This is a genomic window from Faecalibacterium sp. AM43-5AT, from assembly GCF_003603345.1.
GTDB lineage: Bacteria > Bacillota > Clostridia > Oscillospirales > Ruminococcaceae > Faecalibacterium > Faecalibacterium taiwanense.
Genome location: NZ_QVGZ01000002.1, coordinates 48,619 through 68,364 on the forward strand (window position 1 = coordinate 48,619; position 19,746 = coordinate 68,364).

Here is a 19,746-nt window from a genome sequence, read left to right on the forward strand (position 1 = left end):
CGCACCGCAAAGGCACAGACCGCTTTTCTATTCACTCTTTTTCTTATACCCGCACCATATCCGGGGTGATCTCGGCCAGAGAATGCGCACCGCACATCTGCATGGTGTCAGCCAGCTCACCGGCCAGCTTATCAATGTAGCACTTCACACCTTCCTCGCCGCCGCCATACACAGCCGTGACGAACGGGCGGCAGATCAGCACGCCGTCTGCACCCAGTGCCAGTGCTTTGAACATATCCACACCGGTGCGGATGCCGCCGTCCACCAGGATCTTCACGCCGGTGCCCTTGAGGGCTGCTGCGATCTCCGGTAGCACCTCGGCAGTGGCCGGGCACTGATCCAGCACGCGGCCGCCGTGGTTGGACACCACGATAGCAGCCGCACCGGCTTCCTTTGCCTTCAGTGCGCCTTTAACGGTCATAACGCCCTTGACGATGAAGGGGCGCTCGGCCAGCTTGACGATCTCGGCAAGCTCTGCCACGCTCTTGCTGCCTGCGGGCGGAGTCATGTTCTTCAGGAAGGGCAGACCGGCTGCATCCACATCCATTGCTACGGCAAAGCAGCCGCTGGCCTTGGCCTCGGCCATCTTTTCCTTAATGGTATCAATGTTCCAGGGCTTGATGGTGGGCACGCCGCAACCGTTTGCTGCGCCAATGGCCTTGGTGGCCATCTCCATAACGGTGGGGTTGGTGCCGTCGCCGGTAAAGGCAGCGATGCCGTTCTCTGCACAGGCGCGCACCAGCACATCATTATAGGTCATATCGGTATAGGCTTCGGAGTAGTGCAGGTTCACAGCACCCACCGGGCCTGCAAAGAACGGGTACTTGAAGCTCTTGCCAAACAGCTCAATATGGGTGTCCGGGGTGCCGCCCTCGCACAGGGTGTCCATGTTCACGCGGATCTCGGCCCACTTATTATAATTGCGGATGGCCGTATCGCCCACGCCCTTGGCACCGGGGCCGGGGATCTGGTTTTTGCAGGCCACGCCGTTGCACACCGGGCAGGCCTTGCAGTATTTTCCGATGCACTCACGCGCATTCGCCAGCACTTCAGGATAAGTCATAATAAAATATCCTCCTTTTATTCCTTTTCTGCAGGGCAAACTCTCTCCGCAGCACTCTCTGCCCCCATCATAGCCCGGTTTTCAGTCGTCGTCAAGGGTTTTGCACGGTTTTCAGTGCAAAGTTCGGAGGCCAGAAACGCAGGCACGTGCTTTTTGAAAAAATACAATTTTTTTCAAAAAAATCCTTGACAAAAGTGCTTCTTTCAGGTATTATAGTGGAGCGCTGAGGGCCACGGCCCAAAACGCAGAACCGAATATGGAAAGATGGCTGAGTTGGTCTAAGGCGCACGACTGGAAATCGTGTAACGTGTCAAAAGCGTTCTGGGGTTCGAATCCCCATCTTTCCGCCAGAAATCCGAAACCTTACGGTTTCGGATTTTTTGTTTTTTTCAGCGCTTCTCTGTTCCTCCTTGACTTTTGTCCGCCGTTCCGCTATGCTGAATAAAACATCTGAGGGAGGATTTTTTATGGCATCTTCCAAACGGAAAAAGCACGGCGCGGGCTATGTGGTCCTGATCGCAGTGCTCATTCTTGTACTGCTTGCAGCCGTGGCCGCTGCAACCGGGTACAGTCTGGTAGCCCGCCGGGTGAAAGCGCTGCAGGCAGGCGCGGCCTTTACCTTTGATTATGAGATCACATCCACAGCCGATTCCCCTGCCCTTTACACCATCCTGCAAAAGACAGGCTCCACCAAGGGCACCGTCAACGGCCTGTATGCGCCGGACGCACTGCAGCTGAGCATCTCGGCCCCGGATGCCGTTATCCCGGCAGGCCCGCTCACTCGGGTGTATATCAGCAGCAGCGAGACCTTATACGATGTCGGGCAGCTGTACAAAAATATCCGCTCTTCCATCACCGACAGCTACCCGTTGGCGAGCCTTCTGCTGCCGGACTGGAGCCTTGGCAGTTATATCTCGCAGGCCCAGCTGGCAAGCCTGCTGGGTGTGGACGCCACAGCCACCAGCCTGCAGGACATGACCGAGTTTGAGCTGCCGCAGAAAAAACTGCAGCGCGTACAGCCGGAAAACGCAAAGGACGGCTACCTTTATTTTCAGCTGGATACCGGTGATGCCAGCGCCAATGCACCGGTACTTGTTATCGGGCTGGAAAAGAGCAGGTTCTTTGCGGATGCCATCCCGGTGCACATCCTGCTCACCATCCCGGAACACGGGGTCAGCATCCAGCTCACTGGCACCGTGAGTGCCCAGACCGTGGTGCTCACTGCGCCCACATCCCGCATGAAGGACGAAGACATCCAGACACTGGTGCAGATCCGCGATACCATCCAGAGCGTGCTGCAGTTCGTGCAGACCGCTGCCAACAGCGTACAGAACGCGGGCTGATCTTTCCGCAAACATCAAAAGCCAGAAACGGCAGCAGTCGTTTCTGGCTTTTGTTCTGTCATTTTACCGGTCGAGGATGCGGCCATCGGTGGAGAAGGTGACTACATTCCACGGGATGAACTTGCCGCTGTTCTTCAGAGCAGTGATGGCAGCGTGCTCCAGCCCGCCGCAGCAGGGCACCTCCATGCGCAGCACGGTCACGCTCTTGATATCATTGCTGCGGATGATCTCGGTCAGCTTTTCGCTGTAATCCACAGCATCCAGCTTCGGGCAGCCGATGATGGTCACATGGCCCCTCATGAACTCCTCGTGGATATTGGCGTAGGCATAGGCGGTGCAGTCGGCGGCGATCAGCAGCTTGGCACCGTCAAAGTAGGGCGCGTTCACCGGCACCAGCTTGATCTGGCAAGGCCACTGTGCCAGCTGGGACTGCATGGGCACTGCGGCTGCGGCAGGTGCGGTCTGCTCACGGTGGAACTGTTTCATCATGCTGCCCGGGCAGCCATGGAACGCCGGTGCAGCGGGCTGCGCCTGCTGCTGGGCGGCAGCGGCCTTTTTCTGCTTGTTTTCCAGCACAGCCTGCTCGTCATAAGCGGCGGCTTCGCGCTCGGTAAAGGTGATGGCACCGGTGGGGCATCCGGGCAGGCAGTCGCCAAAGCCGTCGCAGTAGTCGTCCCGCATCAGCTTAGCCTTGCCGTTCACAAGGCCGATGGCACCCTCATGGCAGGCGGTGACGCAGGCACCGCAGCCGTTGCATTTTTCTTCGTCTATATGAATGATTTTGCGGATCATGGAAAAATCCTCCTTGCTTTGATGTTCTGAGTATACTATAATCAGACCGTGCTTTCGGTTGTTATAACCACAGAAAGAGGATTTTTATGAAAAAGATCGCGTCGCCCCTGTTTCAGGATCTTTCAGAAGCCGAGCTGGATACCCTTGCCGCTGCCGGGCACCTGCGCACCCGGCAGTTTGCAAAGCACGAGGTCATCTTCCGCGCCGGAAGCTGCGTGCGGGAGATCGGCATTGTGCTGCGTGGTTCCGTGCACATTGAAAATCTGGATCTCTGGGGCACCAAAAGCATCCTGAGCAGCGCAGGTGCCGGGCAGGCCTTTGCCGAGACCTACGCCTTTTGCGGCGAGGCCTTGATGGTGGATGCTGTTGCGGCCGAACATTGCGAAATACTGTTCCTGCACACTGCCGCCTTTACCGATGCGCGGATCGAGCCAGCGCTGCAGGACAAGCTGCTGCGCCGCCTGCTGGCGGTGTCCATGCGCAAGAACCTCAGCCTTTCGCAGCGCATCTTCTGCACAACGCCCAAGACTGTGCGCGGACGGCTGCTGACCTATTTTTCCGCACAGGTAGCACGCTGCGGCAGGATGGCGTTCGAGGTGCCCTTCAACCGCCAGCAGATGGCCGACTACCTCAATCTGGACCGCAGCGCCCTCTCCAAAGAGCTGTGCAAAATGCGGGACGAAGGTTTGCTTGAATTTGATAAAAACCGCTTTGTTTTAAAGCAGCTTCCAGAATAACCAAAAGCGCCCGCCGGGCAGGGCTGGACCTCCGGCGGGCGCTTTCATTTTAACAGGTCAATAGAACGAGATCAGACCGTCTCCTTCTTCTTGCGGGGTGCGCACTTGCGCTTGGGTTTCTCCGCAGCGGGCTTTTCCTCTGCAGATACTTCTGCCTTTGCAGGCTCTGCTTTTTCGGCAGCCTTGGCGGCGGTCTTACGGGCAGGCTTTGCGGGCTTTTCTGCCGGTGCTGCGGTCTCTGTCTTCCCCTCTTCTGCAGCTTCTGCCTTGGCGGCAGCCGCCTTTTTGGTGGTGCGGGGCTTGCGGGCCGCAGTCTTCTTGGCCGGTGCCTTTTCTGCAGCGGGTGCAGCTTCAGCGGCAGCCTCCACAGCAGGCGCCTCGGCCTTTTTTGCGGCACGCTTTGCGCGCTCCTTCACCTCGGCAATGGTCCACAGCTGGTCATCTGCGCCGGACACCTCCTGCCAGATCTGCAGCACGGTGCCAACCGCAGCGCCCATGCCAACGGTGTCCACGCACTTGCCGCCGGCCCAGGAAGAGCGCAGGCGCACAGTTCCTTCCGGGGTGGGCTGAACGGTCCACATCTGAGAGGTACCGCCCACATCCTCCCACAGGTGCAGCCAGGTGCCGTTGGCGGTGCCGGTCATGGTCAGGTCCAGCAGCTTGCCGGATGCGCGGTTGCGGATGCGGTAAACGCCGTCACCCACGCGGATAAAGCTCCACTCCTGCTCAGGCTTATGCTCGTACTTGCCCAGACGGACGGTACCGGCTTCCTTGGTGCCCTCCACGGCCTGAATGACGTTGCCGGTGTGCGCGGCAATGGTGTAAAAGTGATCGGCTTCGATCACGGTCTGTGCAACAGTTTTCATGGTTTGTTCCTCCTATGGATCGCAGCCGCCCGGCTCTGCCTGCGGCTGCCGCTTGTATTTTGTATGCAGCCTGTACAGATGCACAGGCTCTTTTGTTTCCCTCATGGTAAATGATACCACATATCGTGATTTTCTACAAGCAATTCGACCAGCCTTTAGCAAAACAGACAAAAACAGTCAAGCTTTCCGTCCGTTTTTCTCCCGCTCCATGGGCATTTCAGGCACCATTCTGTGCCGGTTCGGCTCTCGACTTTTTGCCGCAGCTGCGTTATACTATGGAACGTGCATCCCGTGCACACATTTAAATTATCCGCCGCTCTGCTGCTGGGCGGCTTTTCTTGACCTATTCCTTATGATAAAAGGAGGTTTTTTCATGTCAGCAGACGAGCTCAACATTCAGCAATACAAAAAAATGACCGAGACACCCATTCCAAAGCTGATCCTCGGTCTTGCCGCCCCTACCATTTTAAGTATGCTCATCACCAGCATCTACAACTTGGCCGATACCTTTTTTGTGGGCCAGATCTCCACCAGCGCTTCCGGTGCGGTGGGCATTGTTTCCAGCCTGATGGCCATTATTCAGGCGCTTGGCTTTACACTGGGCCACGGCTCCGGCACCATCATCAGCCGCAGCCTTGGCAGCCGGAACACCGATGCCGCCACCCGCTTTGCTTCCACCAGCTTTTTTACTGCTCTGGCCGCTGGCGTGGTGCTGGCCGTTGTGGGCCTTGCCACTCTGCCCAGCTTCATGATGCTGCTGGGCAGCACCGAGACCATTCTGCCCCACGCCTGCGCTTATGCACGGCCCATCCTCATTGCAGCCCCGCTTATGATCTCCAGCCTTGTGATGAACAACATCCTGCGCTATGAGGGCAAGGCGAACTTTGCCATGATCGGCCTTGTGACCGGCGGCGTGCTGAACATTGTGCTGGATCCCATCTTGATGTTCGGCTTGGGCCTTGGCACCGCCGGTGCAGGCATTGCTACGGCTCTCAGCCAAAGCATCAGCTTCTGCATCCTGCTGTCCATGTTCCTGCGGGGCAAAACCGTCAGTCAGTTCCGTATTACTGCCGTCACCCGTGAAGCGTGGGAGTTCGGCATGATCCTGGTGGGCGGCGCGCCCAGCTTTGGCCGTCAGGGCCTGCAGAGCATCGGCGGCATGCTGCTGAACATTGCCGCCCGCAGCTATGGCGATGCCGCTGTGGCCGGCATGAGCATCGTTTCCCGCATTTTCATGTTCATCATCTCGGTAGCCATTGGCGTTGGGCAGGGCCTGCAGCCGGTGGCCGCGTTCAACTACGGTGCGCGCAAATTCCGCCGGGTACAAAAAGCTGCAGTTTTTACCATGGGTGCAGCCTTTTGTATGCTGGTGGTGCTGGTGAGCCTGTGCTGGGTCAACAGTGATGCCCTCATCCGCCTGTTCCGCGACGACCCGGAGGTTACCGCCGTGGCTCTGCCCGCCTTCCACTATCAGTGCCTTGCCATTCTGCTGCAGCCGGTCATTGTGGTGGCAAACATGACCTTCCAGAGCGTGGGCAAAGCCGGGCGCGCCACCTTTCTGGCCTGTTGCCGTCAGGGCGTGTTCTTCATTCCGCTCATCCTCATTCTGCCCCGCACTTTCGGCCTTGTGGGCGTAGAGATCTGCCAGCCCATTGCGGATGCGCTCACCTTTATTGTTTCCCTGCCGTTCCTGCTGGCCTTCCTCAAGCAGCTGGACCGGATGGACGATGCTGAAAAAGCCAAAGCACAGTCCTGAACGTCTGTCATAAAACTGTAATCAACAGCCGCGTTTTCCTGCAATGGAATGCGCGGCTGTTTCGTATTATAATTGAACTGGAAAACCTTTCCGGCTTTCTTTTAAACTTTGTTCCTTTCCATACTGTAAGGAGTGATCTTTATGAAGCGTAACGTTTGCCGCATAGGCAGCGCTGCTGTATGCGCTGCCCTGTGCCTTACCCTTGGCTGCAGCTGCAGCGTACTGCCGCCCGCTTCCGGCAAGCCTGCTGCTCCTGCTTCCTCAGTGCCCACCGATGCACATGGGGATCCGCTTTACGACAGCTCCCGGCTGGACGACGGAAAGCTGCGGATTCTTTACGGTTACGACAATTCCGGCAGTGCCTGCACCGTTCTGTGCGGCAGCAAGGTGCTGTACCAGTCCTTCCGCAGCGAGAACGTGAACCTTTTGCAGGACATCGTGACCGGTGAGACCAACTACTGGTTCCGCACCTGGGCCGACCCGGACGCTTATTGCGGACGGCGCAGCGGACTGTTTGACAAAAACGGCAATGAAGTCATGACTTTTGAAGGGGAGCAGAACGCCTCCATGCAGAACGGTCTGCTGGTGCTGCAGGAAGCCCACGCCGTAAACGGCAGCTACGAAAACGGCTACGACGATTACGGCACCTGTCAGGTGATCGACCTTTCCACCGGCGAGAGCCTGCCGGTGCCGGATGGCGCATACCGCTGCATCGTGTGCGGGGACAGGCTGGTGTTCACCTGCTATGCCCGCCCAGCAGACCTTGCCGAGGACGCATGGGACGATGAACCCGCCCTGCACAGCTGGGTCATTATACAGACGAAGGACGGTACACAGACTTACGGCGCAGATGCCACTACTGCCATAAGCCTTTCCTATGCACCGGACGTTCTGAACGACTGGGTAGAGCTGGACACCTGCCACGCCAGCGGCGAGCCAACGGACGAAACGCTCTATAACCCCGCCACCGGCGAAAGCTTTACCGGCTTCCGACAGGTATGCGGCAGCGACACCGCCTGCTGCGAGACCAGCGATGGCCGCTACGAGCTGCGGGATCTCACCACCGTGGACCGCACCCTTATTGGCACCTTCGACGACCAGCCCAGCTATTATTTCCCGGGCTATGTGGTCACATGGCGCACGAGCGGCGGCTTCGGCTATGATCTGCACGACCTTGTTACCGGTGAGGTGACACCGCTGTACGCTTCCAGCGTCATGAGCGACACCATCGCCCTTTACTATGAGGACGGACGGTTGAAGGTGTTCGACACCGAAACCGGCGATTTGATCACTGATACCACCGTGGAGCCAGTGGAGGGCCAGCAAAGCGTGATGATGGATAACAAGGGTGACGGCTACGTCTGGCTGGAGCTGCGGGATAACGATAACTTTGAGACCACCGCCACCCGCGTGTACGGCCCCGAGGGCCTTGTCTCCGACCTGACCCATCTGCAGGACAAGTATTATGCCCTGAACTATCTCATCACCACACCGGAGGGCAGGCCGCTGTACTGTGGCAACGCCAATGCGCCCAGCAGCAACGGCTCAATGTGTGACGTGCTGGATGAAAACGGCAACATTGTGTTCTATGGCCTTGGCAGCTGCTACAGCTACTACGACAACAGCCTGAACCAGCTGCCAGAACACGTGTTCGTTGCAAAACGCGGCTTTTACTACGGCTGGATGGATACGAACGGCAAATGGCTTTACTGCCAAAGCATCTTCTCTTCCATAAACGCCGACGATGAAATGGGCTACTGAGCCATACTTTGGAGGAACGCCTTATGAAAAATGCTAAAATTTCCCGCCGCAGCTTTCTGCTTGGCCTTGCCGCCTGCTCTGCCGCAGGCATTCTCACTGCCTGCAAGGGGGATGACACCCCCGCCAGCAGCGCTTCCACCTTGCCGGAAGCCCCCGCCTCTTCCGTGAGCGAGCTTGAACCCATCGGGCTGTTTACCGTGGAAGATTTTCCCAAGCTGGATGGCAGCACTGCCTGCATCCCGCTGATGGCCCAGATGATGGCCGATACCACCGGCATCGATCTGGAAGTAGCCCAGAGCGGCATTTCGGTCAGCACCACGGCCTATGCGTGGGAAAACTTCGGCCTGTACCCGGATGAGGAATACACTGCCAGGATGCTGGTGGTCTACGAAGCGCCGGACTACGTAAAGGAAGAGCTGAAAGAAGCAAACGCCCAGCTGGAACAGAAACCCATTGGCCGGGACGCACTGGTGTTCATCGTGAACGAGAACAATCCGGTCAAGAGCCTGACCCGGCAGCAGCTGAAGGACATCTATGCCGGTAAGATCACCAACTGGAAGGAAGTGGGCGGCGAGGATCTTGCCATCGTGCCCTTCCAGCGGGGCGAAGACTCCGGTAGCCAGACCCTGTTCCGCAAGCTGCTCATTCAGGGCGGCGAACTGATGGACCCGCCCACCGAGCTGGCTCCCGCTGCCATGGGTGAGCTGGTGGACAGCATCGCCGCCTACAACAACAGCGCCAATGCCATCGGCTTCTCGGTCTACTACTACATCGACCAGATGTACTCCCAGCCCGGCCTGCGTCTGCTGGCCGTGGACGGCGTGACCCCTTCCAACGACACCATCGCCAGCGAAAGCTACCCGCTGTGCAACGAGTTCTATGCCGTTCTCCATGCGGACGCTGCCGCCGACAGCCCGGAACGCCAGCTTTACGACTGGCTGGATACCGCCGCCGGACAGGACTGCATCAAAAAATCCGGCTATGTAGCGGTGGCACCCGCCACAGGAACCACGGTGGATTGATCCTGCTGAATTGACACCTTTCTGCGTTTCTGCTACAATAAAGAAAAACTTCTGTCAAAAGTTTTGCAGCAGTTTACCGAAAGGAAGACCATTGTATGGAACACCCTGCAGAGCACTCTTCTACCGTAAACCATGTGGAAAGCCACTGGCGCACCCAGCTGCGCAACCGCATCATTCAGGCATCCAGCCTGCTGGAGATCCTGCTGTCCGGCCTTGTACTCATTGGTCTGCTGTTCAGCGCCGTGCCTCTCATCAAATGGATGCCAGGCCTTTTGTTCTACGGCAACGAGGTGGAGATCCGCAGCTTTCTGGAACGCAGCCTTGATATCGTGATCGGCATTGAGTTCATCAAAATGCTGGCCAAGCACAGCCCCGGCAGCAGTCTGGAGGTTTTGCTGTATGCCATTGCCCGCCATCTGGTAGTGGGCCACGACTCCGCACTGGAAAACCTGCTCAGCGTGGGAGCCATCGCCCTGATCTTTATTGTGCGCAAGTTCTTCTTTGTGCCAGCCTTTGGTGCCCACCTGCCGGACGGCCATCCGGCACCGGATCTTTCTCCAAAGCAGAGCGGCATCCCGGCAGAGGAGTTTATCTCCCGTCTGAAAGACCGCGCCAAGGCCGAGGCGGCCGAGGCCATTCCTTCCGAAGAAGAGACTTTTGACGAGTACGATTTTGAGCAGGCCGCCCCGGAACCAAAATAACATAAACAAATATGCCCCGCAGCACTGCCGGAAAACCAGCAGGCTGCGGGGCATTTTATAATGCTTTTATTTTTTATTGTGCTTTCCGAAGCGGTACTCTTTGCCCTCGCGGATGCGCTGGATATTGGCGCGGTGCATATAGATCACCATGCCGGACATAAAGCCGGAGCCAATGGCGCACACCAGCATATCACCGGCGGCATAGCCCTGCAGGGAACCGTAAATGATGGTCAGCACCGGGTAGAGTGCTGCCATGGCCACGCTGCCCAGCGACACCATGCCGGTGGGGATCAGGCACACCAGAAAGATAATGGCCAGAAACGGCAGCAGCACCGGCTGGATGGCCAGAATGGCACCAGCTGCCACCAGCACGCCCTTGCCGCCTTTGAACCCGAAGTACAGCGGGTACAGATGGCCCAGCACTGCAAAGATAGCGGCCAGATAGACACCCAGATACGGCGAAACGCCGGTATCGGCGGGCAGCATGTGGAACAGCCACCGGCCGATGCACACGGCCAGCACGCCCTTGAGCACATCGCCTGTCGCGGTCATGGCGGCAGCTTTCTTGCCAAAGGTGCGCAGCATGTTGGTCATGCCGGCCGCACCGCTGCCATGATTGCGCACATCGTCATGATATACGAATTTGCTGACGAGGATGCCGGTATCCACACTGCCCAGCAGGTACGCCTGCAGGATGGTGGCTGCGGCGATCAGGATCGCTTTCATCATAGAAACGGATGCCTCCTTTGCGGGCGCTTACACGTCCTTTGCGCCCACTTCGCCGGAGCCGCGCTCGCGGATCACCAGACGGATGGGGGTGTGTTCCAGACCAAAGTTCTCGCGGATCTGGTTGATCAGATACCGCTGGTAGCTGAAATGGAACAGCTGCTTCGAATTCACAAAGGCCACGAACGTGGGCGGGCGGGTGGATGCCTGAGTCAGATAGAAGATCTTCAGGCGGCGGCCCTTGTCGCTGGGCGGCTGCATCCGGGCTGTGGCGCGGGCCAGCATCTCGTTCAGCACGCCGGTGGGCACGCGGGCACCGTTCTGGCTGTCCACATCGCGGATCAGCTGCATGAGCTTGTTCACGTTGTAGCCGGTCTGAGCCGAGATGAAGATGATAGGAGCATAGCCCATAAAGCTGAAGCACTCGGCATAATCGCGGCGCTGCAGCTCCATGGTGTTGGTCTCCTTGCCTTCCACCGCGTCCCACTTGTTGACGACGATGATGCACGCCTTGCCCTGATCGTGGGCATAACCGGCCACCTTGCTGTCCTGCTCGGTAAAGCCGACGGTGGCATCCACAAGGATCAGCGCCACGCGGCTGCGCTCCACAGCGGCCAGTGCGCGCACTACCATATAACGCTCCAGACCGTCGGTGATGTTGCTGCGCTTGCGCAGACCGGCGGTATCGGTAAAGATGAACTTGCCGTAAGCGTTGTCCACCGGGGTGTCAATGGCATCACGGGTGGTGCCCGCCTCGTTTGCCACGATCATGCGGTTCTCGCCCAGAATGCGGTTGGTCAGGCTGGACTTGCCCACATTCGGGCGGCCGATGATGGCAACCGGGATGCGGTCCTCTTCCACCACCGTCTCGCTGAAGTCCAGATGGGCGCACACAGCGTCCAGCAGGTCGCCGGTGCCGTGGCCGTGCACGGACGAAATGGGCATCACCTCGTCAAAGCCGAGGTTGTAGAACTCGTACATCTCCATGGGGGCATCGCCCACCTTGTCGCACTTGTTCACGGCCAGAATGATGGGCTTGTGGCTGCGGCGCAGCATGTGGGCCACATCCTCGTCCGCGGCGGTCAGGCCGTCGCGCACGTCCACCACCATGATGATGCAGTCTGCAGTGTCAATGGCGATCTGGGCCTGCTCTCGCATGTGGGCCAGAATGCCCTCGGTAGCCTTGGGCTCAATACCGCCGGTGTCCACCAGCAGGAAGTCATGGCCGTTCCACTCGCAGTTGGCAAAAATGCGGTCACGGGTAATGCCCGGCGTGTCCTCCACAATGGCAAGGCGCTGACCGCACAGCTTGTTGAACAGGGTGGATTTGCCCACGTTAGGGCGGCCCACCACTGCTACGATCGGTTTGCTCATAGGGGTTCCTCCTTTCTATAACAAAAGGTTTTATGCTCTTCTTCTCCTTGCAATGTGCAGGCCGCTGCGCAGCAGGGCGCGGGCTTCGTCGCCGCCAGAGGTCGGCAGCACCTCCACCTTCACGCCAAGGCGCTGGGCCAGCTGGTCGGTGGTGATGTCGTCCAGAAAGGTGTCTTTTTCCTCCCGCAGCATCACGGCGGGCACGCCCAGCGTGCCGCTGGTCAGCTTGCCCTCGCACTGAGCAATGATATCGGTCGCCGTTACAAGCCCGGCCACACCCACATTGCCGCCGAAGAATTTGTTCTTGATGGTGTGCACCGTCACCTCGACCATGGGGTACTGGCGGTGCAGCTCAGCCATCATCTGGTGGATGAGCGGCGAAGCCATTTCGCCTGTGACCACGTCCATCTTTTTGGTGCCATAGATGCGGTGGGGCTTTTCCAGCTCCGCCAGAAATTCCGAGGCATACAGGCGCATCATGCCCACGCCGTTTTCCAGCTGGTCGAAGTCCTCGTAGAACTCTTCCGGCGGGATGGGCCTGCCTGCCTTGAGGTACCATTCATCACTGGGATAAATGATGCGCTTGCCGTGGCGGCGCTTGCACTCATCGCCGAATTCTTCCATGATGTCGATGACCTCGGCACTTGTTTTTGCATCATACGGTGTCTGCTTGAACAGCTTCTCGCGGTAGTCCGTCACACCGCAGGGCACCGCAGCGATGCTCTGCACCATAGGGGTCAGCTCCAAAAGGTCGGAGAGGGTACGGCGCAGCTCGTCGCCGTCGTTGATGCCGCGGCACAGCACCAGCTGACAGTTGACGGCGATGCCGCCCTCCACCAGACGGGGCAGATACTTGAGCACCTCGCCGCCGCGCTTGTTGGCCAGCATCCGCACACGGAGCTGCGGGTTCGTGGTGTGCACTGAAATGTTGATGGGCGAAATGTGCATCTTGATGATGCGGTCGATCTCGTGGTCCTGCATGTTCGTCATGGTGATATAGTTGCCGAACAAAAAGGAAAGTCGCTCGTCATCGTCCTTGAAGTAAAGGCTCTCGCGCATACCGGGGGGCAGCTGGTCGATGAAGCAGAACATGCAGTGGTTGGAGCAGGAGTGTTTCTGATCGCCCAGATAGGTCTGGAAATCGCAGCCAAAGGAGCCGTGCTCCGTGCGCTGCACGTCCCACTCGCGGATGCCGTCTGCCACCCTTGCTTTCAGGTGAAAGCTTTTGCTGTCGGTGTAGAAATCGTAGTCCAGGCTGTCGTTCAGCTCGTTCTCATCCACGCTCAAAAGCTCGTCACCCGGGCCAAGGCCCAGCGCTTCCGCTTCGCTGCCGGGTTCCACCCGTGCGATCTTCATTGCCACCGCATCCACCTCCTTTCAGACAGAACAAGAAGGGGAAGGCATGCGCCCTCCCCTTCTGTACATAACACCATTATGCCACCAATTACGCGCAAATTAGGCCTTCTTGATGACTTCCTCGCCCTTGTAGTAACCGCAGTTGCCACATGCCTGGTGGGGGAGCTTCAGAGAGCCGCAGTTGCTGCACTTGACCAGTGCGGGGGCCTCCAGCTTCCAAACATTGCTGCGACGCTTGTCGCGGCGGGCCTTGGAAAGATGTCTCTTAGGTACTGCCATATTTTTGCACCTCCTTGATGGGTTTATCAGTTCAGCAGTGATTTAAGGATTGCGAGCCTTGTGTCTACGGGAGCTTCGGCATGCTCTGCCGGCTGGCAGGTGCACTCCGCCTTCTTTTTGCCGCACACGGGGCAAAGCCCGGCGCAGTCGGCACTGCAAAGCAGCACCGTGGGAATCTGGAACATAAACTCCTGATTGAGCCATTCATCTACATCCAGATGTCCTTTTTCGTCCAGCGGAAGGTCAAAATCCGGGTCATCCAGATCCCGTTCCTTTACCGTCCACTCCGTATCGACCGTCTCCTCCCGAATGACCGGGTCCAGACAGCGGGCGCACTCTCCGTGCACCGATGCGTTTGCCCGCAGTGTCATCCGGACCTCGTCGCCGTCCGTCTCCGCTTCAAAAACAACGGTGACCGGCTGCGGGATCCTTGCCCCGGCATAATCATGTGCAGATAAATCACACTGAAACTCTGCATGATAGGGTTGTCTGCCGGTGGCGATAAACTTTCTCAGGTCAAATTGCATAGTACACCTCTAAAAGGCTGCTTTGTTAGTATAGCGCCAACGCAGCCCTTTGTCAACACCAAAACAGGCAGAAAACCGAAAAAATTTAAATTTCCCGGTTCTCTGCCTGTTCAAAGTGGTTCAGATCCCGATTTTCCGGAATTACAGGTACTTCTTCACATCGTGGGGCAGTGCAGCCTCGTCAGCGCTGACGGTAACGGTCACCTTCACGCTGTCGCCTGCAATGGCTGCCATCTCGTCCAGCACAACGCCCAGACGGTTGATGTCGTGATCCAGCACCTTCAGGATGCCGTCGATGTACAGGTCGGTGATATCGTAGTTGCTTGCCATCAGGCCGGCAACAAAGCCGTACAGCATTTCGCCGCCGGAGATCTTGTACTCGTCCAGGTCGATCAGACGTGCAGCAGGAGCGATGTCGTAGGTGAGCTTCATGCCCTTTTCAACGACGACCACGTTGCCCTTGGAGGTCTTGACCGCATCATTGATCTGGTCGATCATAGCCTTGGTCTTGCCGGAGCCCTTGGTACCAACAATCAGTTTAATCATAGTTCAGTCCTCCTGTATTTTCCACGCCTTGCGGCGGGAGATCATTTTTATTTACTTCTTTATTTACTTCAGCTTTGCTTCCAGCTCGGCGGTCAGGCCTTCGTAGCCCGGCTTGCCCAGCAGAGCAAACATATTCTTTTTATAGCTCTCAACGCCCGGCTGGTTGAAGGGATTAACGCTGAGCAGATAACCGCTGCAGGCACATGCACGCCAGAAGAAGTAGATCAGGTAGCCCACATTGTAAGCGGTCAGGTCGTCCACCTCGATCAGCACTTCGGGCACGCCGCCGTCGGTGTGGGCGAGGATGGTACCCTCCATGGCCTTGCGGTTGACAACGCTCATGTTCTGGTTTGCCAGGAAGTTCAGGCCGTCAAAATTGCCTTCCAGCGGGTCGATGAACAGATCCTGTGCAGGCTTCTTCACGTCCACGATGGTCTCGAACATGGTGCGGGAGCCTTCCTGAATGAACTGACCCATGGAGTGCAGATCGGTGGAGAAGATGCAGCTTGCAGGGAACAGGCCCTTGTTGTCCTTGCCCTCGCTCTCGCCGAACAGCTGCTTGTACCACTCGTTCATCAGGGCGAAGTCCGGCTCGTAGCACTCCAGAATTTCAACGCTCTTGCCCTTGCGGTACAGGATGTTGCGGATGGCAGCATACTTGTAAGCGTCGTTGTCCTTGCTCAGAACGGAGAAGCGCTCCATGGAATCGGCAGCGCCCTTCATCAGGTCGTCGATGCTGATACCGGCAGCAGCAATGGGCAGCAGGCCCACAGCGCTCAGCACGGAGTAGCGGCCGCCCACGTCGTCGGGGACCACGAAGGTGGGCCAGCCCTGTGCGTCGGCCAGCTGCTTCAGGGTGCCCTTGGCACGGTCGGTGGTGGCGTAGATGCGCTTGTTGGCTTCTTCCACGCCCATCTCCTTTTCCAGCAGTTCACGCAGCACGCGGAATGCCAGAGAAGTCTCGGTGGTAGTGCCGGACTTGGAAATGACGTTGATGGAGAAGCGCTTGCCCTTGCACAGGCTGATGATGTTGTTCAGGTAGGTGGGGCTGATGCTGTTGCCGCAGAAGTAGATCTTGGGGCCATTTTCCAGCTCGTTGTGGAACTGGCCCTTGACGGCCTCGATGACAGCGCGTGCGCCCAGATAGCTGCCGCCAATGCCGGCCACCACCAGCACATCGGAATCCTCGCGGATCTTTGCGGCGGCTTCCTTGATGCGGGCGAACTCTTCCTTATCATAATCACGGGGCAGATACATCCAGCCGAGGAAATCATTGCCCGGGCCGGACTTTGCTTCCAGCTGGTTATGGGCAGCTTCCACCTGCGGATAGATGGCTGCATATTCCTCTTCGCTGATAAAGCTGGAGAGGTGTTTTGTGTTCAGTGCGACACTCATTTTATTATAACCTCCAAACGATTTGCCGGGCCCTTGCCCTGCGAGGAAATATCTTGGTATAAGTGTACCGTTCCCTCCGGGCAAAGTCAAGGTCAAAATCCTTGGATTTCATACAATTTTAATAGTGTTTTTTTGTTTCTTCATCCAGAATTGTTCACACAGACAGTTCCACGCAGCTTACCGCAGCGCGCTTTTGTACGCTGAAGCGTGCATTCAGCTTTCGCAGCCAGTCAAAGCGTCCCACAACAGGCCGAATGCGGTGCCAAAGTCCATTTTTTCAGCATCGGCAGCGGCGCGCACCTCGTACTCGCCCAGCTGGGTCTCCCCGCTCAGGATGCGCACCGTGCCAACGGTCTGGCCCAGCTGCACCGGTGCTTCCAGCTCCTGCGGCAGATCCAGCTGCGCGGTGAGGGCGGCGGCGTTTTCCTTGGGCATCAGCAGCGTTTCGGGCAGAGCGGTGTAGTCCAGCGGTACGCTTTCCTCTGCACTGCCCTTTATTTTTATAAGAAGAGGCCGGTCCTCCATGGCGGGCAGCGGCACGGCAGCGTAGGCCGCAAAGCCGTAGTCCAGCAGGGTGGTGGCCGCTGTGAACCGCTCCGAGCTGGAGAGCGACCCCAGCACCACGGCGATCAGGTCCAGCCCGTCGCGGGTGGCGCTGGCGCTGATGCACACGCCCGCGCCGCTGGTGGTGCCGGTTTTCAGGCCGGTGATGCCGTTGTAGCGCTTGAGCAGCTTGTTGGTGTTCACCAGCTGGGTGGCACCGCCGCGCAGGGTATCCGTCCAGATGCCGGTATAGTGCAGCACCTCCGGGCAGGTGTTCAAAATCTCGCGGCTCATGATGGCAACATCGTGGGCGGTGGAAAGATGCCCTTCGGTGTCCAGCCCGCAGGCATTGTGGAAGGTGGTGTTCACCATGCCCAGCTCTGCGGCGCGGGCGTTCATCATCTGCACAAAGCCCGGCTCGCTGCCGCCCACCAGCTCTGCCACAGCCACAGCGGCATCATTGGCAGAGGACACACAAATGGCTTTGATCATCTCGTCCAGCGTGAACTGCTCCCCCGGCTCCAGCCAGATCTGACTGCCGCCCATGTGGTAGGCGTGTTCACTTACCGGCACCAGCGTGTCCATGGCAATGCGGCCGTCGTGCACGGCTTCAAAGGTGAGCAGCAGGGTCATCACCTTGGTAATGGATGCAATGGGCATCTGCTGGTCGGCGTTCTTTTCATATAATATAGTGCCCGTCTGCTGGTCGATCAGGCAGGCGGCGCGGCAGGGCAGCTCCAAGGCAGGCTGTGCCGCCGCGGGCTGCACCGGCTGGGTCTGGTCTGCAGCCGCCTGCACCGCCGGGTTTTGCTGCCGCAGCCCATTGCCCTGCGCCGTGCCAAAGGCCAGCGCAAACAGCCAGAAGCACACCACCCCTGCACACAAAAGCGCCAAGTTTTTCCGCTCCATTTCGGTCCCTCCCTGCGCAATGTCTCTTGCTGAGAGAGTATGCAGGGGCCTTTTTGTTTAGAATATCCTGCGCCCGCACCGCAGCCCGCATTTTTTATTTTGTCTTTTTCTACAAAAGGGCTTGACTTTTGCCCACCCTATCGTGTAAATTGGAGATGGCCCAAAAAGGCCGTATTGCTTCATTTGTGGAATTATTTTTTTAGGAGGATACTATTATGAATATTTCTCGTCGTTCTTTCCTGAAGCTCGCTGGTCTGACTACCGTTGCTGCTGCAAGTGCTTCCATGTTCACCGGCTGCGGCAGCCTGAAGCCCGTTACCATCGTTTACATCTATGAGGGCACTGACGCCGGCATCAAGACCAAGGTCGAAAACCTGAACAAGGACAAGACCAAGACCACGTACATCCCGTTCATGTCCAGCACCGACTACGCAAAGGGCTTTGTTAGCAGCTACCTGAAGGGCACCGGTCTGGTCGTTGATACCGACGAGGGCAAGACCACTTACAAGGTTGCCACCGAGGGCGAAAACAAGGGCAAGCTGGTCGTTTACGTCAAGGCTGCATCCTGATTACCCAGAAGTTCCATACGAGAGACGGGCGTTTGCCCGTCTCTTTTTGTTTTGCCCGCTTTCCAGCAAAAAAGTGCCTGCTGCTGTGTATCCGCTCTTGCGCCGCACCGCCGCTGTGATATATAATAAAGAGCAATGCAAACACCACCCCGTTTTTTGTCGAAAGGATATCCCCTCATGCGAGTTTGTTTTTATACCCTTGGCTGTAAGGTCAACCTGAATGAGACCGGCGCGTTGGAACAGATGTTCCGCGCCAACGGCTTTACCATTGCGCAGGAGAACGAGCCTGCGGATGTTTTTATTGTGAACAGCTGCACCGTGACCAACTTTGGCGACCAGAAAAGCCGCAAGTGGCTGCGCCGCAAAAAGCGCGAGAACCCCGGCGCGGTCACGGTGCTTACCGGCTGCTACCCGCAGGCTTTCCCGGAGGAAGCCGCCCAGTTCACCGAGGCCGACCTTGTATGCGGCAACGGCGACCGCAAGGCCATTTTAGATAACGTTCTCAAGCTGCTGGACGGCCACGAGCGCATTGTGGCCATCACGCCCCACCAGCGCGGCGAAAAGTTTGAAGAGCTGCCCGTGGAGCGGTTCGAGACCCACACCCGCGCCTTTATCAAGGTAGAGGACGGCTGCAACCGTCAGTGCGCCTACTGCGTCATCCCCCGGGCCCGCGGCCCGGTGCGCAGCCGCGACGAAGCCAGCATCCTTGCCGAACTGCGCCAGCTGGCGGCTTCCGGCTACCGCGAGGTGGTGCTCAGTGCCATCTCCCTGCCCAGCTATGGTCTGGACACCGGCACCAACCTTGTGGAGCTGGTGGAGCACTGCGCTCAGGTGGAGGGCATCCAGCGCATCCGTCTGGGCAGTCTGGACCCGGATATGCTCACGCCGGAGTTCATCACCCGCCTTGCCGCTGTGGAAAAGCTCTGCCCGCAGTTCCACCTGAGCCTGCAGAGCGGCTGCACTGCCACCCTGCGCCGGATGCGCCGCGTTTACACTGCCGAGCAGTATGCACAGGTGGTGGACCAGCTGCGCGCCGCCTACGGGGAGCGCCCGGTCAGCTTTACCACCGACTGCATCTGTGGCTTCCCCGGCGAGACGCAGGCCGATTTTGAAGAGAGCTGCGAATTCCTCAAGAAAATCGGCTTTCTCAAGGTACATGTGTTCCCCTACTCCCGCCGCAGCGGCACCCCGGCCTACGATTTTCCGGAGCAGGTGCACGAGCGGGAAAAGCAGGAGCGCAGCCGCGTGATGAACGCCATTGCTGAGGAGGTACGCCGCGAAGTGCTGGCCGCCTATGTTGGCACCGAGGATGATGTGCTGCTGGAGACCCCGCTTTCCGGCACGCTGTTCACTGGCTACACCCGGCTGTACATTCCGGTGGTGGTGTCCGCCCCCGGCCACGAAAGCGGGCAGATCGTGCATGTACGCTTGGGCGAGTACGACGGCGAGCGTGTGCGTGCAGCACTTTGCTGAGTTTCTGC

At 58.2% G+C, this 19,746-nt stretch carries 19 protein-coding genes and 1 tRNA gene; 9 read left to right on the top strand and 11 right to left on the bottom strand.

Annotation, left to right across the window (positions count from 1 at the left end; translation table 11 throughout):
• Positions 1-43 precede the first annotated feature (43 nt).
• Positions 44-1,063, bottom strand: a complete 1,020-nt coding sequence (locus DW937_RS04130; protein ID WP_120120213.1) for an alpha-hydroxy-acid oxidizing protein — start codon at positions 1,061-1,063, stop codon at positions 44-46.
• 258 nt (positions 1,064-1,321) lie between these two features.
• Here DW937_RS04130 and DW937_RS04135 point away from each other — a divergent pair.
• A tRNA-Ser gene (locus DW937_RS04135) sits at positions 1,322-1,413 on the top strand.
• 117 nt (positions 1,414-1,530) lie between these two features.
• The gene (locus DW937_RS04140; RefSeq protein WP_165852883.1) at positions 1,531-2,406 is read left to right on the top strand and encodes a hypothetical protein; all 876 of its coding nucleotides are present in this window, start codon (positions 1,531-1,533) and stop codon (positions 2,404-2,406) included.
• Between the two features lie 63 nt (positions 2,407-2,469).
• Here DW937_RS04140 and DW937_RS04145 read toward each other — a convergent pair whose 3' ends face one another.
• A complete protein-coding gene (locus DW937_RS04145) occupies positions 2,470-3,198 on the bottom strand; it encodes a 4Fe-4S dicluster domain-containing protein (protein WP_097775294.1) in 729 nt (242 codons plus the stop codon).
• Positions 3,199-3,284: 86 nt separating this feature from the next.
• Between DW937_RS04145 and DW937_RS04150 the strand changes: the two genes are divergently transcribed.
• Complete coding sequence (locus DW937_RS04150) at positions 3,285-3,935, top strand: Crp/Fnr family transcriptional regulator (protein ID WP_120120215.1); 651 nt, start codon at positions 3,285-3,287, stop codon at positions 3,933-3,935.
• Positions 3,936-4,006: 71 nt separating this feature from the next.
• Here DW937_RS04150 and DW937_RS04155 read toward each other — a convergent pair whose 3' ends face one another.
• Positions 4,007-4,801, bottom strand: coding sequence for an RICIN domain-containing protein (locus DW937_RS04155; RefSeq protein WP_120120216.1), 795 nt, complete (start codon positions 4,799-4,801; stop codon positions 4,007-4,009).
• A 373-nt stretch (positions 4,802-5,174) separates the two neighbouring features.
• Between DW937_RS04155 and DW937_RS04160 the strand changes: the two genes are divergently transcribed.
• The 4 genes from DW937_RS04160 to DW937_RS04175 all read left to right on the top strand — a co-directional run bounded on the left by DW937_RS04160 (position 5,175) and on the right by DW937_RS04175 (position 10,041).
• Positions 5,175-6,557, top strand: coding sequence for an MATE family efflux transporter (locus tag DW937_RS04160; protein ID WP_120120217.1), 1,383 nt, complete (start codon positions 5,175-5,177; stop codon positions 6,555-6,557).
• A 141-nt stretch (positions 6,558-6,698) separates the two neighbouring features.
• Positions 6,699-8,318 carry a DUF5046 domain-containing protein gene (locus DW937_RS04165; protein ID WP_120120218.1) on the top strand — a complete coding sequence of 540 codons (1,620 nt, stop codon included), beginning with the start codon at positions 6,699-6,701 and terminating at the stop codon, positions 8,316-8,318.
• A gap of 23 nt (positions 8,319-8,341) precedes the next feature.
• Positions 8,342-9,340, top strand: coding sequence for a substrate-binding domain-containing protein (locus DW937_RS04170; protein WP_120120219.1), 999 nt, complete (start codon positions 8,342-8,344; stop codon positions 9,338-9,340).
• A gap of 95 nt (positions 9,341-9,435) precedes the next feature.
• Entirely contained in the window at positions 9,436-10,041 is a 606-nt protein-coding gene (locus DW937_RS04175; RefSeq protein ID WP_242959133.1) for a transporter, read from the top strand.
• 66 nt (positions 10,042-10,107) lie between these two features.
• Here the strand turns inward: DW937_RS04175 and plsY are convergent, their stop codons facing one another.
• The 8 genes from plsY to DW937_RS04215 form a co-directional block, all read right to left on the bottom strand.
• The gene (plsY, locus tag DW937_RS04180) at positions 10,108-10,770 is read right to left on the bottom strand and encodes a glycerol-3-phosphate 1-O-acyltransferase PlsY (protein WP_097776575.1); all 663 of its coding nucleotides are present in this window, start codon (positions 10,768-10,770) and stop codon (positions 10,108-10,110) included.
• A 27-nt stretch (positions 10,771-10,797) separates the two neighbouring features.
• Positions 10,798-12,141 (bottom strand): ribosome biogenesis GTPase Der, encoded by a 1,344-nt coding sequence (der, locus tag DW937_RS04185; RefSeq protein ID WP_005944256.1) that lies wholly within the window; start codon positions 12,139-12,141, stop codon positions 10,798-10,800.
• Positions 12,142-12,171: 30 nt separating this feature from the next.
• Positions 12,172-13,503, bottom strand: a complete 1,332-nt coding sequence (locus DW937_RS04190; RefSeq protein WP_165852884.1) for a DUF512 domain-containing protein — start codon at positions 13,501-13,503, stop codon at positions 12,172-12,174.
• Positions 13,504-13,596: 93 nt separating this feature from the next.
• Entirely contained in the window at positions 13,597-13,776 is a 180-nt protein-coding gene (rpmF, locus tag DW937_RS04195; RefSeq protein ID WP_005920250.1) for a 50S ribosomal protein L32, read from the bottom strand.
• Between the two features lie 26 nt (positions 13,777-13,802).
• On the bottom strand, positions 13,803-14,303 hold the full coding sequence (locus DW937_RS04200; RefSeq protein ID WP_005944260.1) for a YceD family protein: 501 nt from the start codon (positions 14,301-14,303) through the stop codon (positions 13,803-13,805).
• A gap of 141 nt (positions 14,304-14,444) precedes the next feature.
• Complete coding sequence (locus tag DW937_RS04205) at positions 14,445-14,849, bottom strand: hypothetical protein (RefSeq protein ID WP_005944262.1); 405 nt, start codon at positions 14,847-14,849, stop codon at positions 14,445-14,447.
• A 63-nt stretch (positions 14,850-14,912) separates the two neighbouring features.
• Positions 14,913-16,244, bottom strand: a complete 1,332-nt coding sequence (locus tag DW937_RS04210; RefSeq protein WP_097775285.1) for a glucose-6-phosphate isomerase — start codon at positions 16,242-16,244, stop codon at positions 14,913-14,915.
• A gap of 213 nt (positions 16,245-16,457) precedes the next feature.
• On the bottom strand, positions 16,458-17,696 hold the full coding sequence (locus DW937_RS04215) for a D-alanyl-D-alanine carboxypeptidase family protein (RefSeq protein WP_120120221.1): 1,239 nt from the start codon (positions 17,694-17,696) through the stop codon (positions 16,458-16,460).
• A 215-nt stretch (positions 17,697-17,911) separates the two neighbouring features.
• On the opposite strand from DW937_RS04215, the gene DW937_RS04220 reads away from it, so the two are divergent.
• Both DW937_RS04220 and mtaB read left to right on the top strand, forming a co-directional pair.
• Positions 17,912-18,265, top strand: coding sequence for a twin-arginine translocation signal domain-containing protein (locus DW937_RS04220; RefSeq protein WP_120120222.1), 354 nt, complete (start codon positions 17,912-17,914; stop codon positions 18,263-18,265).
• Positions 18,266-18,442: 177 nt separating this feature from the next.
• Positions 18,443-19,738, top strand: a complete 1,296-nt coding sequence (gene mtaB / locus DW937_RS04225; RefSeq protein WP_120120223.1) for a tRNA (N(6)-L-threonylcarbamoyladenosine(37)-C(2))-methylthiotransferase MtaB — start codon at positions 18,443-18,445, stop codon at positions 19,736-19,738.
• The last annotated feature ends 8 nt before the right edge of the window (positions 19,739-19,746 follow it).